Annotated in this window: 15 protein-coding genes and 2 pseudogenes; 15 read left to right on the top strand and 2 right to left on the bottom strand. The window is 58.6% G+C overall.

Annotation, left to right across the window (positions count from 1 at the left end):
- The first annotated feature begins 2 nt into the window (after positions 1-2).
- The 8 genes and pseudogenes from HNP60_RS12905 to HNP60_RS12870 all read left to right on the top strand — a co-directional run bounded on the left by HNP60_RS12905 (position 3) and on the right by HNP60_RS12870 (position 7850).
- Positions 3-287, top strand: a complete 285-nt coding sequence (locus tag HNP60_RS12905) for a VirB3 family type IV secretion system protein (RefSeq protein ID WP_184154396.1) — start codon at positions 3-5, stop codon at positions 285-287.
- A pseudogene (locus HNP60_RS12900) lies at positions 266-2639 on the top strand (VirB4 family type IV secretion/conjugal transfer ATPase). The gene HNP60_RS12905 and the pseudogene HNP60_RS12900 overlap by 22 nt, the downstream one beginning before the upstream one ends.
- Before the next feature lie 44 nt (positions 2640-2683).
- Entirely contained in the window at positions 2684-3826 is a 1143-nt protein-coding gene (locus HNP60_RS12895) for a TrbL/VirB6 family protein (protein WP_260395048.1), read from the top strand.
- A complete protein-coding gene (locus HNP60_RS12890; RefSeq protein ID WP_184154391.1) occupies positions 3823-4593 on the top strand; it encodes a VirB8 family type IV secretion system protein in 771 nt (256 codons plus the stop codon). The genes HNP60_RS12895 and HNP60_RS12890 overlap by 4 nt, the downstream gene beginning before the upstream one ends.
- Before the next feature lie 11 nt (positions 4594-4604).
- Positions 4605-5297 (top strand): TrbG/VirB9 family P-type conjugative transfer protein, encoded by a 693-nt coding sequence (locus HNP60_RS12885; protein ID WP_260394876.1) that lies wholly within the window; start codon positions 4605-4607, stop codon positions 5295-5297.
- A complete protein-coding gene (locus HNP60_RS12880) occupies positions 5297-6448 on the top strand; it encodes a TrbI/VirB10 family protein (protein WP_184154385.1) in 1152 nt (383 codons plus the stop codon). The genes HNP60_RS12885 and HNP60_RS12880 overlap by 1 nt, the downstream gene beginning before the upstream one ends.
- Positions 6445-7470 carry a P-type DNA transfer ATPase VirB11 gene (virB11, locus tag HNP60_RS12875; RefSeq protein WP_184154382.1) on the top strand — a complete coding sequence of 342 codons (1026 nt, stop codon included), beginning with the start codon at positions 6445-6447 and terminating at the stop codon, positions 7468-7470. Before HNP60_RS12880 ends, virB11 begins: the two co-directional genes overlap by 4 nt.
- On the top strand, positions 7467-7850 hold the full coding sequence (locus HNP60_RS12870; RefSeq protein WP_184154379.1) for a TrbC/VirB2 family type IV secretion system protein: 384 nt from the start codon (positions 7467-7469) through the stop codon (positions 7848-7850). Before virB11 ends, HNP60_RS12870 begins: the two co-directional genes overlap by 4 nt.
- A 271-nt stretch (positions 7851-8121) precedes the next feature.
- On the opposite strand, the gene HNP60_RS12865 is transcribed toward HNP60_RS12870, so the two are convergent.
- Complete coding sequence (locus HNP60_RS12865) at positions 8122-8460, bottom strand: hypothetical protein (protein WP_184154376.1); 339 nt, start codon at positions 8458-8460, stop codon at positions 8122-8124.
- Between the two features lie 257 nt (positions 8461-8717).
- Here HNP60_RS12865 and HNP60_RS12860 point away from each other — a divergent pair, with 257 nt between their 5' ends.
- Both HNP60_RS12860 and HNP60_RS12855 read left to right on the top strand, forming a co-directional pair.
- A complete protein-coding gene (locus HNP60_RS12860) occupies positions 8718-8885 on the top strand; it encodes a hypothetical protein (protein ID WP_184154373.1) in 168 nt (55 codons plus the stop codon).
- A gap of 281 nt (positions 8886-9166) precedes the next feature.
- Positions 9167-9604, top strand: a complete 438-nt coding sequence (locus HNP60_RS12855) for a hypothetical protein (protein WP_184154370.1) — start codon at positions 9167-9169, stop codon at positions 9602-9604.
- Positions 9605-9840: 236 nt separating this feature from the next.
- Here HNP60_RS12855 and HNP60_RS12850 read toward each other — a convergent pair.
- Positions 9841-10197, bottom strand: a pseudogene (locus HNP60_RS12850) (transposase); the annotation flags it as partial.
- A gap of 1151 nt (positions 10198-11348) precedes the next feature.
- Here HNP60_RS12850 and HNP60_RS12845 point away from each other — a divergent pair.
- The 5 genes from HNP60_RS12845 to HNP60_RS12825 all read left to right on the top strand — a co-directional run bounded on the left by HNP60_RS12845 (position 11349) and on the right by HNP60_RS12825 (position 17053).
- Positions 11349-11603 carry a hypothetical protein gene (locus tag HNP60_RS12845; RefSeq protein WP_184154367.1) on the top strand — a complete coding sequence of 85 codons (255 nt, stop codon included), beginning with the start codon at positions 11349-11351 and terminating at the stop codon, positions 11601-11603.
- Positions 11604-11685: 82 nt separating this feature from the next.
- Positions 11686-12018 carry a hypothetical protein gene (locus tag HNP60_RS12840; RefSeq protein ID WP_184154364.1) on the top strand — a complete coding sequence of 111 codons (333 nt, stop codon included), beginning with the start codon at positions 11686-11688 and terminating at the stop codon, positions 12016-12018.
- Positions 12019-12171: 153 nt separating this feature from the next.
- Positions 12172-12444, top strand: a complete 273-nt coding sequence (locus HNP60_RS12835) for a hypothetical protein (RefSeq protein WP_184154361.1) — start codon at positions 12172-12174, stop codon at positions 12442-12444.
- A gap of 112 nt (positions 12445-12556) precedes the next feature.
- On the top strand, positions 12557-14344 hold the full coding sequence (locus tag HNP60_RS12830) for a hypothetical protein (protein ID WP_184154358.1): 1788 nt from the start codon (positions 12557-12559) through the stop codon (positions 14342-14344).
- Between the two features lie 21 nt (positions 14345-14365).
- A complete protein-coding gene (locus HNP60_RS12825) occupies positions 14366-17053 on the top strand; it encodes an RHS repeat domain-containing protein (protein ID WP_184154355.1) in 2688 nt (895 codons plus the stop codon).
- Position 17054 lies beyond the last annotated feature (1 nt).

The raw sequence follows: 17054 nt of genomic DNA, 5'->3' as shown, positions 1-17054 counted from the left end.
TCATGGAAGGAATTGAGCGCGACACGCTGTTCGTGGCATTGACGCGCCCGCAGATGTTCGCCGGGGTAACATACAGCTATTTCGTGGCCAATGCCGTGCTGGCGACGGAACTCTTCCTGATCTTCCGGTCGGTCTGGGCTGTCGCGATCGCGATACTGGTACACCTCACAGGCATGCTGCTGTGCCTGCGAGAGCCGCGCTTTTTCGATCTCTGGCTCACCCGCGTGGGCCGCTGCCCGCGCGTCCGCAACTACGCGATCTGGCGATGCAACTCCTACCGCCCCTGACGAGAGACCGCAAAGTCGTCGATCGTGAAAAGCCGGTCGGTGCACATCTTCCTTACGCGGCCCATATCGACGATCATACAATCGAGACACGCGATGGTCTGCTGATGCAGACCATCCACCTGCGTGGACTGTTGTTTGAGACTGCGGACACCGAAGAGCTCAACTATCGCAAGCGCCTGCGGGATGCGATGCTCCAGGCAATCGGCACATCGCGCTTTGCGGTCTATCATCACGTCGTACGGCGGAAGGTCGACGCGCAACTCCCCGCACAGTTTCCGGACGAGTTTTCACGGCGGCTCGATGCTGCATGGCGGGCCAGGCTCTCGACCAGAAGCCTTTACGTCAACGAGCTTTTCGTCACGCTCGTGCGACGCCCGCTGCAGGGAAGGGTGGGGCTGCTGGACCGGGCGCGGTCATGGCTGGGCCGGGAGCATTTCGACCGCGAAGCCGCCTCGGTCCATGAGCGCCGCCAGCTCGATGCCGCGCGCGACGCGTTGCTTGCTGCGATGGGCAGCTACGCGCCACGCCTGCTGGGCGTATACGAGACTGCGAACGGTCCCTGTTCGGAGCCTCTCGAATTCCTGTCCGGCCTTCTCAACGGCGAGATGCGGCCAGTGTTGCTGCCAACCGGGGATATCGGCCACTATCTTCCTTTCCGCCGGGTCAGCTTTGGCCAGGAAACGGTAGAACTCGGTGCCTCAGGCGAGCTCAAGCCAGGCTACCAGGGACTGGTCTCGATCAAGGATTATCCCGCGCGAACCGCCGCCGGCATGTTCGATGAGCTGCTGCGCCTGCCATTTGAGCTGACGATCACGCAGAGCTTTGGCTTTGTCGATCGTCAGGCCGCGCTGGGGCGCATGAATCTCGCGTTGCGACGGATGCGCTCGGCAGAGGATGAAGCAGTCAGCCTGCGCGGGGATCTCGCTCAGGCCAAGGACGAGGTTGCTGCCGGACGGGCAGGCTTTGGCGAACACCATATGACCATCGCGATAAAGGGTGATACGCCGGCAGCCGTTGATGAAGGCATTGCCGAAGTGCAGGCCGCGCTCGCAGATATGGGCATCGTGGCCGTCCGCGAGGACATCGCACTGGAACCCGCCTTCTGGGCGCAGTTCCCCGGCAACTTCAAATATATCGCGCGGCGTGGTCTGGTTTCGACGAGCAATTTCGCAGGGCTCGCCAGCAGTCACAACTTTCCGCTCGGACAGGGCCGGGGGCAACCACTGGGGGCAGGCCGTCTCCCTTCTGGAGACCACCGCGGCGGGGCCTTATTATTTTAATTTTCACATGCGCGATCTGGGCAATTTCACGATCATAGGTCCTACAGGGTCGGGCAAGACTGTGGTGCTCAATTTCCTTTTGGCGCAGGCGCGCAAGTTTCGGCCCCGGACCATCTTCTTCGACAAGGATCGCGGCGCAGAACTGTTCATCCGCGCGATCGGGGGGCGCTATGATTTGCTGCGCCCCGGCGAACCGTCAGGGCTCAATCCGCTGCAGATGGAGGACAATGCCGCAAATCGTCAGTTCCTGATCGACTGGATCGCGCTGCTCGCCGGAGGCGCCGACATCGATGAAATCGCCCAGATCAAGGACGCGATCGACGCCAATTTTGCGCAGCCGCTTCAGCATCGCCGCCTCCAGCATCTTGTCGCGCTGTTCCGTGGCGGGCATCGCCCCCATGGCGGAGACCTCTGGGCGCGTCTCCGGCCCTGGTGGGGTGACGGAGAACGCGCCTGGCTCTTTGATAATCTTCAGGATCTGACAGACCTGTCGGCAGAGGTCGTGGGGTTCGACATGACCGCCATTCTCGATGATCCTGCCGCGCGCTCCCCGGCGATGATGTATCTCTTCCATCGGGTCGAAGAACGGCTTGATGGTACCCCAGCCATCATCGTGGTCGACGAGGGCTGGAAGGCGCTCGACGACGATGTCTTCGTGCGCCGCATCAAGGATTGGGAGAAGACAATCCGCAAGCGTAACGGCATCGTCGGTTTCGCGACACAGAGCGCGCAGGATGCGCTGGAAAGCCGCATTGCCAGCGCGATCATCGAACAGGCTGCGACGCAGATCTTCATGATCAACCCCAAGGCGCGTGAGGAAGACTATGTCGACGGTTTTGGTCTCACGCGACATGAATATGATCTGGTCCGGACGCTGCCCGATTCTTCGCACTGTTTCCTGATCAAGCATGGTGGGGATAGCGTGGTGGCGCGCCTGAACCTGTCGGGAGAACGCGAGATCCTCACGATACTTTCGGGTCGCGAACGCACCGTTCGGCTCCTCGATGAAATTCGCGAACAGACCGGCGACGATCCTGCGCAATGGATGCCGCGCCTTCTGGAGCTGGCGTAGTGGCCTGTCCTTCGCTCAGCTCAGGCGGCAATTTCGTGGCAGGCATGGTTGCTTTTGTGGACTGCCAGGCACAGTCGATCGGTTCGCAAGGTTATCAGGCCATATCCGCGCCGGGCTCCACCTTCACACTCATCATGGCCGGACTGCTGACATTGTTCATTGCCCTGTTCGGCTACCGGATGTTGCTTGGACATGTTCCGACCGTTCGCGAGGGTGTGCTGGCGATGGTCAAGATCGGTATCGTCCTCGTTCTGACGACCAGTTGGCCAGCCTATCGCACATTGGTCTACGATGTTGCCCTTCGGGCGCCGGCCGAGATCTCCGCGCAGATCGGAGACGCTGCCGGGCTGCCGGGGACGGGCGGCGGGATGGTGAACCGTCTTGACGCCGCTGACCAGGCGCTTGTGGCCCTTGCGGGCGCTGGCGTGGGGCCTGTCAACATGGCAGACCGCGACCCTCCGCCCTTTCCAGGCTTCGATGCCTTTGCCTTCGGCGGCGCACGCATCCTCTATCTCGTTGGCCTGGTCAGCGCCCTGGCAGTGCCCCGCCTTGTCGCCGGATTGCTGCTTGCCATAGCGCCATTGTTCGTGGCGTTCCTGCTGTTCGATGCAACAAGGAGCCTTTTTGAAGGCTGGCTTCGAGGACTGATCGGCGCCGTACTGGGGGCGTTTGCAGCCACAATGATGCTGGGCGTGCAACTTGCCTTGCTTGAGCCCTGGCTGTCTGATCTCATGGCTCTGAGAGCCGCCAGGCGCGCCATCCCCAATGCGCCAGTCGAGCTGTTCGTCGCCATGATCATCTTCTGCCTTCTTTTCCTTGCAGTGCTCTGGACCATTGCGCGCCTCAGCGTCGGATTCAGATTAGGGAGCTACGGTCAGGCCCTGACGCAATTCGTGGGGTCTCGGCGCGAACCCGTCCACGGCGGATCCCTGGCCCGGCCGGACTACAGTCCGCTGGCTGTCGAAGGGCGCTCCCGTGCTGCGGCGATGGCTGATGCCATTGCTGCAGGTCAGCGACGAGAGGCGGGGCTGATCGGGGCAGGAATGCATCCGGCCGCCTTACGGTCAACGCCACAGCTTCTCTCGCGGGAAATGCATATGCCGGTCAGCACACCTCTTGGCCAGAGCTACAGGCGCCGAACCAGCTCAAGGATATCGTCGAGTGCCGGCCGCAGGGACAGAGCATGATTGAAGAGACCAAAGCCGGACGCGAAACATATTATCGCGAGGCCGCCAGCTGGAGCCAGGATCGTCAGGATGCGCTGCGCTCCTCCCGGCGCGTGGCCTGGATTGTGGCGTCCGTGGCGTGCAGCATTGCAGCTGTCGAAGGCTTCGCGCTCATGTTGCTTGCGCCTCTCAAGACGGTCGAGCCATATACCCTGCTGGTCGATCGCCAGACCGGCTATGTCGAGGCACTGAAGCCGCTGGATGCGCGGACGGTCTCAGGCGATACGGCGCTGACGCAGTCCTTTCTGGTTCAGTATGTAATTGCCCGGGAGAGCTTTGATATCAGTGCCCTTCAGGATCGGTACCGCAAAGTGGCGCTCTGGTCGGCGGATACAGCCCGCACTTCCTACATCTCGGGGATCCAGGTCAACAATCCCGACAGTCCGCTCAATCGTTATCCCCGCTCCACGCAGATCGAAACGCAGGTCAAGAGCGTTTCGCCGATGGGGCAGAACAGCGCCCTTGTCCGGTTTGATACGCGGCGCGTGGATCGCAATGGTCAGCCGCAGAGCGCGACGCCCTGGGTGGCGGTTATCCGGTTCCGTTATTCGGGCGAGCCCATGAGAGTAGAAGATCGCTATCTCAATCCGCTCGGGTTCCAGGTGGTGCATTATCGCAAGGATCCCGAAGCCCTGCCGTCCCCGCCGAGCGTGGCGCCGCCTGCCAATTCCTCCAGCGCCACGGCTCCGCAGCCAGCGCCCCCGGGCACAGCGGCGGGTGCGCCATGAGAGGTACTTGGTTGCTCATTGCCGCACTGGCTCTTTCGCCGGGCGTGGGGCGCGCGCAGGTGCGTCCCTATTCAGCCGGTGGCGATCCACGCTTTCAGATGGTCGACTATCGGGCCGAACAGGTTGTGCAGCTGCAGGCGGCGCCGGGCTATCAGCTCAGCATTGAATTCGCGCCCGATGAGCGGATAGAAAGCGTTGCTATCGGCGATAGCGGGGCGTGGCAGGTGACACCGAACCGACGGGGCGATCAGCTGTTCATCAAGACTGTCCAGGCCGGTACGACCACGAACATGACCGTTGTGACGGATGCGCGGATATATCTGTTCGACCTCTATCCGCTCGATCGCGTGACGCCCGACATGGCCTATCGCGTGAGGTTTGTATATCCTCGTCCCCAGGGCGTGGCTGAAGATCTCCCGGCGGCTGCGGCAGACGTCGCAGAGGCCTATTACACCCTGCATGGCGACAGAACCCTGCGTCCGAGCGAAGTGAGCGATGATGGCGTCCATACCTACATTGAATGGCCCGCCAGCGCAGCGATTCCCGCGATCTACATGGTGGATGAGCGGGGGAAGGAGTCTCTTGTGAATGGAATGATGCGGGACGGCTTTTTCGTTATCGACGCGGTGGCGCCGCGTCTCGTGTTCCGTATCGACCGGCGCAGCGCCCGCGCTGTCAGGCGACTGCCGAAGAGCAGGCGGTGATGGCCGGCGAAACCTCTGCATCGGCAGCGAAGGGCGAAACCGATATTCGGCCTTCGGTTGCGCTTCCCGGCCAGGGCCTGCCTCCCTGGCTTCTGGTGCTTTTTGCTGTTGTTGCGGCAGCAGCGCTTTTTGCGGTGCTGGATGCCCGGCGTCGATCTCTCACGGCTCCGTTGGTGCGCACTGAAACTGCAACCAGTACGGCCTTTCGTTCGCCGCCTCCGCTCTTCATACCTCCGGAGGTTGTGCCGCCGATGGTATATTCGCCGATGATACCACCTTCCGAGCCGTCCGTTTCAGCTTCGCCTCCGGCGGCACCTGTTGAGCAGGTTCAGCCGCTGGAACCTTCAAGCAACTATTCACCACAGCCGGCTGAACCTCCTGTGCCATCGGTGCAGCCCCGGGTGAGCAATGGACCTGCGCTCGTGATCGATACCGGCATGGCCCTGCCGCGGGAGCTTCAGGCCGGATCCGACATTCCTGTGTCCCCCTCTGCTTCGTTCCCGGGGACGTCCCCGCAATCGGGGCCGGCGGGCGCAGGTCCCTCGAGTCCGACCGGAGCGAAGCCGTTGAACACCGACCGGGCCCGGGCCGGGGTTTTCGCCAACCGCCCGACAACGGTTGTACAGGGGACGCTGATCGCTGCCGTTCTGGAGTCGGCGCTGGATACGACTAGGCCCGGCTTTGCGCGTGCGCTCGTTTCCCGCGATGTCCGTAGCTTTGACGGCTCAAGAGTTCTTATTCCGCGAGGCAGTCGTCTGATTGGCGAGGTCGAGGCCGACACCACGACCGGTCAGAAGCGGGCGCTTATCAACTGGACAAGGCTTATTCGTCCCGACGGTGTGACGATTGCGCTGGATTCACCTGTGAGTGACACTCTGGGCGGAACCGGCGTGCGTGCGAAAGTGAACACGCATTTCTGGGAGCGTTTCTCGGGGGCCATCCTTCAATCTGCCCTCGATGTCGGCGTCAATCTGGCCACACGCGAGGCTGGCGGAGCCACAATCATCGCTTTGCCCGGTGCCATGAACGGGGTTGCCGCGCAGACAATACAGCCCCGAGAGATCGCACCTACCCTGACCGTGCAACGTGGGACCGGCATCAGCGTGTTCGTCGCACGGGATCTCGATTTCACCGATGTTGAACGAAAATGAACGCGGCCCGTCCGATCTATCTTCAAAGCTGCCTCGAGCCCCTCGAGCCTCTGCTTGAACGGGAGGACGTCACTGACATCTACATCAACTGTCCGGGCGAAGTCTGGGCCGAATCCCTTCATGGGAACATCGAGCGCCACCTGATCTCTGCTCTTGATGAAGTCATGCTTGGCCGGCTTGCCCGGCAGATAGCGGCCATCTCGCACCAGGGGATCAGTCGGGAGCACCCCTTGCTCTCGGCCAGGCTTCCGGACGGTGCTCGCGTGCAGATTGTCGCGCCGCCTGCCACGCGAGGCGGGATGGCTTTCGCAATCCGCAAGCACGTCTCTTCCGAGCTTTCACTGAGCGACTATGTCGCCAAAGGGGCTTTTGAGAACACATACAGTGGAACCAGCTCGCGCTCCTCAGGCATCGACGAGCATCTGAAGTCGCTTCTTGCCCGCGGAGACGTGGCAGGGATGCTTGCTCAGGCCGTGCGGGCGCGCAAGAACATCCTGATCTCGGGCGGCACATCGACCGGCAAGACCACCTTTCTCAATGCTCTCCTGCGTGAAATTTCTGGAGATGAGCGGCTGATCCTCATTGAGGACACGCCTGAGCTTCAGCTTCGTCACGCCAACGCCGTCGGGCTTCTGGCAAGTCGCAGCAACCTCAGCGAGGCTCAGGTGAGCGCCAATGATCTCGTTGCCGCGTCTTTGCGCATGCGCCCCGATCGCATCATCCTGGGCGAACTTCGCGGCGAAGAGGCTTTTGCCTTTCTGCGGGCCGTCAACACAGGTCATCCAGGCTCCATGACGACCATCCACGCAGATAGCGCAGAACGCGCGGTCGAACAGCTTTCGCTGCTTGTCCTGCAGGGCGGGACACAGCTCACGCGCGCGGATGTGCGCCATTACGTCCGCACCACGATTGACATCTTCGTGCAGCTCGTGCGCACTGGTGGCAGGCGCGAGGTATCCGAGGTCCTCCTCTGGTCCGGATCCGACAAAAAGAAGGAGAGGGGGGCGGCGGGAGGGCCATGAACCCGGAGATCATCTACTCTCTTTCAGAGCCTGCAGATGAGAGCGTTCTGCTGGCCGCGGTTCGCTGGCTCGAGCATACCCTGCTCGGAACACTGGCGACAACGGTTGCGATTATCGCGGTCGCAGCGCTCGGGTTCATGTTGCTTGCCGGGAGAGTCGATTACCGGCGTGGCGCGACGGTGATCATGGGCTGTTTCGTTCTTTTCGGTGCGTCGGCGATCGCCGCCGGAATTCAGTCAGCCCAGTCTGCGATAGCAGGAAACGAAATATCCCCTGAAGCAGAGGTCGCCCGGATGGATCCGCCTCCACCGCCCGTGACGGTCCCGCCCCAGCTGCCTTCCTATGACCCATATGCAGGCGCTTCTGTGCCGAGGTTCTAGAGCATCCTCATGTTGAGCGGAAGCGCTGGGGGATTCGTGATCGTGTGATTCATCGGATGCCGTCACGAAGGAGGCGGCGATGAGTTGGCGATCTGGGCAAAGCTTCTCGCTGGAGTTGCGCGATCGGGTGCTTGGTGCGCTGGACGGCGGGATCGGGGCCCGCGATGGCGGGGACGTCTGCAGTGAGCATCGTGTACATCAGCAGGGCGCTGATGCGGCGGTATTGGACCGGCGACGCCGGGATCAACCCTGATCGCGGCCATGGTCCGGGTCAGCTCTCCGGCGAGCAGGAGCAATCACTTGCATTGCCCATGCACTCGCAATCAGGAATCACGCTGGCGCAGGCATAGGGCTTGCTGCTGGCGAGCATGCTGTGCAGCGCAGCACCGGATCGACCTGGAACGGGCTGCATCGCCTTGGTGCCGTCCGCATTCAAGAATAGTCCTGCGCGCAGCCGAGCACGATTGCGCGACGGCACCGGGAAGTGAAAGCTGTGGAGAGCGGCGCAAACGTTCATCGATTCTGAGAGGCTCATCTTCCTCAACGGCATGGGCGTCGACACGAGGATGGGCGGCTGCACGGCTGAGGGGCGGTCGGCAGGCAGTGCCACGACAGCGTGCCGTTCGGGCCTTGCAGAAACATGACCTTCATCGCCGGACGAGGCTGAGCGACATGACCGCGCCGCGGTGCCCGATGGCGCGATGGATGGCGATGCCTTCCGCACCTACGTCCGCGACGTCCTGGCCCCCCGCTCAAGCCCCGCGACGTCGTGGAGCTCGACCACCTGCTCGCCCCGGGGTCGCCGGCATCCGCGAGGAGATCGCAGACCGTCGCACCCAGCTCTTCTCCCGCTGCCCTACAGCCCGCATGAACCCGATGGAGATGACGTTCGCGAAGCTAAAGGCGTTGCTGAGGCAAAAAGCCGCACGAACCGTCGATGCCCTGATCGAGCGCATCGGCAGCATGCTCGATCGATTTCTTCCAGCTAATCGCGCTAACCTCTTCCAGGCTGCCGGCTATCAACCCTCAAAATGAAAATGCTCCGGCTTCCCGTGAAGCGAAGTTCGGTGAAGCCAGTCACGCATCCCGCGCAAAGGGAACAGAAAAATGCCAATCTGGTGGCAGGACAGGGGCTCGTCGCTCGTCCGCCTTCATCTACGCGATTGCAGTGTTGGGTCATCGGTACCTCAACACCGAGCGATCAAGCTGTCGCGGTCACGCTCCTGAAGGCATACAGTTTTCGGAAGCGCTATCCGTGCAAGATGCAGGCGCATGCGATACTGGGAGGGACGCTGAAACCATGAGATATTTCGTCGTTGAAGACCGGAAGTCTCGGCTACGGGAAATTCTTGCTGCCGTTGCGTTTGACTTGTACCGGCTCTTCACGGTCGCGCATTCTTTTGATCGAATTGGGGGATGATATGAAAAAACGTAGAACCGCGCTTCTGACCATTTCTCTGATATGTTCTGTGGGTTCTGCAGAGGCGGAGCCGGGTCTCGCGACTCCATTCAAGATTGCGAAGTTATTTCCGCGCGAGCATGCTGTGGACCTCATCACGGATCAGCCGATCTCGAGTCCGATGAGGTGTTCGCGCAATGACGCCGTCCGGATCGTTTTGACGGCCGCGAACTATGCCGTCATAGCGTCCACGCTCATGACCGCATTTGCTTCAGACAAAACGGTCACCGTCTGGCTGGATTCCTGCGATACCGATGGAGTAGGCAAGCTCACTGCCGCGTCGGTGGAGCGCTAGATGTCTGGTCACGCAGTTTGATGGCGCATTTGTCCCTGCAGGAATGGAAGGGGGCACTATGGGTCAGGTTCTGCACGGAGACAGCGGCAGCCCGTCGAGCAACAGAAGATAGTCAAGAGACCCCGAGGGTTCTGGCCAAGCGCCACGGGATCAACATAAAGAGGGTAGCCAGGCGGTGCCATCGCCTGTGGCTTGTCGGTGACCTCGCGCGTGGACAACCAAGTGCTTTTTGATCACCCGCCGCGTGAGCGGGCGAGGCATAATCTGTCTCCCCTTGTTGCAGTCGCGGCCTGCTGATGCGCCCGGACGGCGGCGCTGTCGATCATTTGGATGTCGCCGTCGAACCCGGCAGTGATGGCGTCCATAAACCGGTCCCGTGCGCCTGCGTTTCGCCACCGCACGAAGTGGTTGTAGCAGGTGGTGCGCGGGCCGTGGCGTTCGGGCAGGTTGCGTCATGGCGCTCCCGGTCGCTGCACCCAGAAGACGCCGTTCAGTACGCGCCGGTCTATCGACGCGCGTCACACTTCTTGGCTTGCAGGGCACAGCGGCTCGAACACGCGACCCTCGAAGTCGGTCAGATCATAGCGGCACATGGGGCGATTTCCGTGAGAAGGCCGACATCATTTGGAACATTCCCATTGATCACTGCTATCCTGAGGCCGGCCTTCTCCCGGGCGAGGTTCGGGCGGGAAAGAAGTGGGTCAGTATTTTGACTGGTTTGGGCCAAATCTAACCTACTGCAACTTCTCATCGATAGGCAGATTTCCATGAATGTCCTCAGTAATCAGATAAGTATCAAAAACCATTCTCAATTGAATGTTATGGATTCTTGACTGCTACGAAAAAAACCTGCTCACTTGTGCTGTTCCAGACAGGGCAACTTCCTGTTCCGGAGATGTAAATATTTTTTCCGGTTGAGAATGCAGTAATAATAGAAGCTGCGATGGCCTGGCCTTGGGGAGTGCTGTTGTCGACAGCCCAGCCGACGGGGTTCCCGCTCGCGCACTGAGGTGTCGATTGTCTGGTGCCTCCTGTGGTGACAAAACTGAAGCCTTGTGAAGAGGGTACCAGTTCCAGAACCTTTGCGTTATTCAGGGTGCCAGAGTGGGCCTCTGACCATGGGGTCAACATCGCGAAACCCAATATGGCAAACAGTCTTGTCCCCAATCCTCTGACATCAAAAAGCATAGTTTTATCCCCCGCTAACATCGGATGTACCCTCGGTCGTTCTTTTTCTGGCGTCAAGTCACCGGCTGGCGAAAGCTTTTCAAAAATTATGAGTTGCGTTGCCTCGATTGCTCTGTGGACGCAGCGAGGAGCTTCTATGAGCTGTTGGCGTTGCACGAGCGCCGTCGGCGTTCAGGGTGAGGCCGCTCTTTCCGCGAGGCGTCACATTCTCCAGGCCTCACGCGATGGGCTGCCGCAGGCCTGGGGTGGCTGGCCACTGCGGACGAAAAGGCACTGACATGATCGATCGAGAAAGGGCTTGGCCACCCGCTCTGGCGCAGGCGGCCTCCTGCGGCGGGGGCGATAGATCCGCAGGGCGGTTCAGGCATACTACCGTCAGGCCGGCCGTGATGCCTCCTTCCGCAAACAGGACTCGGATGTGCATATCTTCAGACGCTGCGGCTTGCCTGCATGAAGTGGAGGTTCCAATACTATTTAATGAGCTGTTGCGATGCGAAGTAAAATAGGCTTATCTGTCCCTGCGTGATTGCACGCAGGCGAGCGGCGGGGGCTGACAATGAAATCGATCCAATGGTTGCCAGTTCTCGGTCTTCTTTGGGCCAGCTCTTCGCCTGCAGCGGAAACTACGAAATACAAATATGATGCCCGCGGCCGGCTCATTGAGGTGAAGCAGGAGGGTGGTCCTGCTGACGGAGCGACGAGCACCTACAGCTACGATGCGGCTGACAACCGGACGAATGTCACTGTTGACGCCCCAGTCCGGGTTATGGTCCTGCCGCTGAACGGATTTACAATCATTCCTCTTAATTGAGCAGGTCCCAGGAGCGGCCGTGCCGCCCCTCAGGTGGAGAGGCAGGCGGCATTAACGAAGACTTTCTTCGAAGGGGGAGGCAATGGGATTCATGAAACCGGCATTGGCAGCCGCGGTATGTCTGGCGGTCACCACGCCGGCGAGCGCTTTCGACTGGACTGTCGAGGGTGCCGTCACGATGGTCGAGCCGAGCTATGCACCTGTCCGGATCCTGTTTACAGTTGATGTCGGCGCTGGCAGTTGTCCAGCTGGCAGCCTGCTGCGCTGGGAAGCGACAGGTGTTGACACAGATGCCAGGCAGGCGAATTTTCAGGCGGTCTTTTCGGCTCTTCTGACCTCGCAGTTCTCCCGAATCAGGATGCGTTTGCACGGCAACAATACAAACTGTTCCATCGAGTTCATTCACGCCCTTTGAGCTGTGTTGGGATCGCTGAAACAGGAGAACCTTGCGGCAGTTTAATTTTAGCCAAATTGACAGCGAACGATTTCTTGGGGGTATTGTATGCGTGTGAATAGGATTTGGAAATCGCTATCATGTGCCGGCCTTTTTCTGTCTGCCTCACCGTCCATGGCTTACGACTGGTCGATCGAGACCTACGTCACAACGATAGAAGGCAGCTATATGCCCAGCGAGTTGCCCTTCATGGTGAGTAATGCAGGTGGATCATGCGCAGTCGGGCAGTGGTTGCGCTGGGAAATCAGGGGCAGTGACACAGCCTCGCGGAACATCAATATCCAGTCGGTAATGGCCGGGCTCATGGCGGCAAGGGCTGCGAACAGAAAGGTTCGGCTCTTTGGCAGGAATAATGGATGCGTGATTGAGCATATCCATCTTCTATGATGAGCTGCGGTCGCCGAACATATCGGCTATTCTTTGCATTTGATAATTCTCCGGTGCGTTCCCCGATCTTCGTCGGCTTTTTGGGCGCAGCGTGGGAGAGGATATGTTCTGTATGAAAAATTGGATCATTCTTTTAGGTTTAGCAACTGTCCTCCTGCCTGCAGTTGGAGGTTTGGCGCAAACCATTGGCTTGGCTCCGCCCCCCAAGCAGCCTCAGGTAGACGTAAATGGCGTGGATCTGCCCTCCGGAAACATCGTGTACTCACGAAGGGAGCTTTCGATCGGGCCGGAAGGAAATATGGGGCTACAGCTCGACCGAATTTATAGTGGGGGCACGCTTCGCGACAATTATTCCAATCTGTACTCAGTGAATATAGATAATTTACTTGGAACTGTCTACAGTTTTTCGGCTCAGCTTGGGAATAACAGTGACCAATTTCCAGATGAGAGCGCAAGTGGAAATGAGGTGGGGCCCTATGGATCTGGCGGAGGGTACAAACTTAATGATGGAACGTTAATTACGTATCCAGTTGTCATAATTGAGCAATGGCAGGATGCTTTTTTTTCCGCATTTTATGCTGCTGATAAAGTAACTTATCCCAATGGAGTTCAGTGGATTTTTCACTACAAGTCCGTTCAAAGTCCGACAATTAATTATTTAAGGATTCAGTCCGTTACGTCAAATACGGGATATCAGATTAAGTTCCAGTATGCGACGAATGCTATGAACGGAGATTTTTCTAACTCCGGGCTTTGGCGGCAGAGAACAAAGGCAATAGCTATTAATAATGCATACGAATATTGTGATCCTCTAGCGGACGGTTGCACGTTATCAATGCAGTGGCCGGAAGTTAATTATACCTACACTTCGGCAGGATTGCCGGGGTCGGGAAATGTGAATACCGTAACGGCGACAAACAACGAAGGGGAGGCTAAATATAGCAGTTATTCAGCTCCCAATTTAGGGATGAGGATAAAGGAGCCGGGCTACGCGGCCGACAACATTCTGTACACTCAGACATACATAATTAATCCATGTCACCCGGGTCCGTCCTGGTGTATGGGCGGGTCGCCATTTCGTGTGACGTCCGCGACATTAAATGGGGTCACGACGAATTACACTTATAGTAATAACAGTGCCTTGCAGCATTGGACGGTCACTGCATCAGGGCCATTGTCGGCAACGAATGTCTATGTCGCAAAATATCCTGGGAATGGTGTTATTAAATGGACTGATCCTCTTTTAAGAGTTTCTGAGTTCGAATATTTTGCGTGGACGAAATATTTGACAAAGGCCGTTCATCCGGAGGGTAACTATTCGATATTCACAAATCGACCTGGCGGATATCTTGTCAATCAAACAGCATATCCAAAGCCCGGGTCTGGTCTTGCCCCCGTTGCGGAGAATAGAACTTACCCTACGGATTGCTCTCTGCCTGCGGCATACTTTACATGTAACAAACCACTTACTATTACAGACCCAAGAGGAAATGTTACTTCGTTTACTTACAGTTCGGCCCATGGAGGCGTGCTGACAGAGACGGGGCCGGCAGTGAACGGCATCCAGCCAGTTACACGCTTTGCCTATGCGCAGCGTTATGCCTGGTTCAAGAATTCAACTGGCGCTTATGTCCAGGCGGCTACCCCAGTTTGGGTGAAAACCGAAGAACGTACCTGTATGGCGACTGCGACCGTTGGAAATGCGTGTGCCGGTGGGGCGTCCGACGAAGTGATCACAAGTTACGAGTACGGCTCAAACGCTGGACCAAATAATCTGTTGCTCAAGGCTCTTGTGACTACAGCAAATGGCATCACGACCCGAAACTGCTTCGGGTACGACATCTACGGAAACAAGATATCCGAAACAGGGGCGCGTGCTGGCCTCACGGCTTGTCCGTAACGAGACATGGGGGACTTTGACATGCGCCACGCAACTCGGTGGGTCCTGGCAGTTCTGACTGCAGCTTCAGGGGTGGTTTCGACGCCCCTGGCGGCGCAAACCAGTCCTTCAGCTTATACGTCCGGCCAACGATGGGATGCGTCGCGACGTCCGGTCGGCGATATCCGCCCCAGCCCTGCGGGTGTAGCCGGGCCCTTCCTTGCCACTCGACTTACCTACAATGTTCGGGGGCAACTGGCGAAGCGTGAGGAGGGGAGGCTGGCCACCTGGCAATCCCACGAGATTCTTCCGAAAGACTGGGTCGGATTTACCGTCCACCAGATTATAGAGAACAGCTACAACGACAGTGGCCAGATTATCGAGAGCCGCACGTTTGCCGGTACCAGCGCGGTGCAAGGTGTCACGCAAATGAGCTACGATGCCTTGAATCGCCTGCAATGTACCGCTGTGCGAATGAACCTCGCTTCCATTCCAGCTGCTGGCAGTAATGCTTGTGCTCTGGGCCCAGAAGGCGCGCAGGGGCCGGATCGTATTACGCGCAACGTTTATGATGCGGCTGGTCAGCTTGTGCAGATTCGCAAGGCGGTCGGCACGACATTGGAGCATGCTTATGCGACGTATAGCTACACGCTGAACGGCAAGCGGCAGTTTGTCATCGACGCCAGTGGCAACCGTGCAAGTCTAGGTTATGATGGATTTGACAGGCAGGTGCGCTGGACGTTTCCAGGCACAGCTAAGCCCGCCGCATACAACCCCGCGACGCAAGCCACGGCTCTGGCAACAGCCGGTGCGGTCAATAGTGCCGACTATGAGGAATATGCCTACGACGCGAAGGGCAATCGAATCAGCCACCGCAAACGCGATGCCTCTACACTGACCTTTTCCTATGATGCGTTTAACCGCGTCGTCCAGAAGCGTGTTCCAAATCCCGCCGGCGGCCCCAATGCCGGGACAAGTGCAAATTGCTACAGCCTTCCCAGCGACAGTAACGACGTTTGCTATGGCTACGATCTTCGTGGGCTCCAGACCTTCGCTCGTTTTGGAGCGGCATCGGGGGAGGGGGTTTCGAACATTTACGATGGCCTTGGGCGACTAACCAGCAGTACGACCAACATGGGCGGGGTGAGCAGAACGCTTTCCCATGAATATGACGCGCATGGCAACCGAACGCGGGTGACCTTTCCGGATGGCCAGTATTTTACATACGGCTATGATGGTCTGGACCGCATGACATCGGTCAGCCAAAGTGGCAGTTCGCAGATCGCCACGCTTGCTTACAATGCTGAAGGGCGGCGTTCAGGTCTGGCCGGTGGCGTCGCGACAGCCTATACCTACGACGGTGTCGGCCGGCTGGCATCCCTGTCGCACGACCTCGCCAATACGAATAGAGACATCAACTACAGCTTCACCAGCTACAATCCGGCAAGTCAGGTGCTCAGTCACACGACCAGCAACGGTGTCTACGCGTGGACTAACCACGTCGCTGTAGATCGCAATTACGCGACCAATGGTCTTAATCAGTATACAACAGCCGGCCCGACAAGCTTCAGCTACGATGCCAACGGAAACCTGACTGGGGACGGGACCTGGGCCTATGCATATGATCATGAGAACCGGTTGATACGTGGGACAACGGGTGCAACAACAGCGGCACTGGTATACGATCCTCTCGGCCGGCTGTTCCAGACCAGTGGTGGAGGCTCTGGGACCACACAGTTCCTCTATGACGGGGACGTCCTTGTCGCGGAGTATAATGGCTCGAATGTTCTGCAGCGCCGCTATGTGCATGGCCCGGGCGTAGACGAGCCATTATTCTGGTTCGAGGGCACGTCGCTTGCGGCACGGCGCCTCCTGCGTTCCAATCATCAGGGCTCGATCGTCGCAGTTGCCGATGCATCCGGAAACTCGCTGGCGGTCAATAGCTACGACGAGTTCGGTATTCCATTCAATAGTGTCGATAACCAACGTCTTCCCTACGGCCGGTTTGCGTATACCGGTCAGATCTGGTTACCGGACCTGGGGTTCTATCACTACAAGGCGCGCATATACTCGCCTTCGCTCGGCCGGTTCCTCCAGACCGATCCGGTCGGCTATGACGATCAGATGAACCTCTATGCCTATGTAGCAAACGATCCGGTAAATGGGCGCGACCCGACTGGAATGCAGGGATGTAGCGACGCGGGTAAGGACACCCAAGCTGGCCTAACGGGGCCGTGTGTCGACGCTTCCAATTATAATGAGAAGAAAGACGGAACGCGGACCGTCGTCAGCACTCCCGAGATTGATCAATCTGCCCGCACGAACATGCCAAGCATCGCAAATGACAAGGGGCCGAACGAGAACATTGCTCAGTTCGATCAGAACGGATCAACTGTGACCTTCACTCCGCTCAGCACGACGACCTCCGAAGGTTCCCAGACCACCCAAGGACGGGCTACGCCGATTGGGGATCCTGATGCAGTCGGACATTCGCATCTTGATCTGGGGACGCGATCCAACCTTGCTCCTGGATATGAGAATCGCCGCATCGGTGATCACGTTCAGGTTAATTCCGGGCGACCCAATTACATCACCAACAGCGGAGCCACGATCGTCATAGAAAGATCGCAGGGTCAGTTCCGTGCGCGCGTCGTCTCAGGCAATCCCACTGCGGGAGAGATGCGAGAAATCAGAAGGCAGTTGAATCAGCTTCAGAGGGGATCAAGATAAT

Source organism: Sphingobium lignivorans, from assembly GCF_014203955.1.
In the GTDB taxonomy this organism is placed as follows: Bacteria; Pseudomonadota; Alphaproteobacteria; order Sphingomonadales; family Sphingomonadaceae; genus Sphingobium; species Sphingobium lignivorans.
Note: the sequence above shows the minus strand (reverse complement) of the source record. Positions and strands in the feature narration are given on the sequence as shown.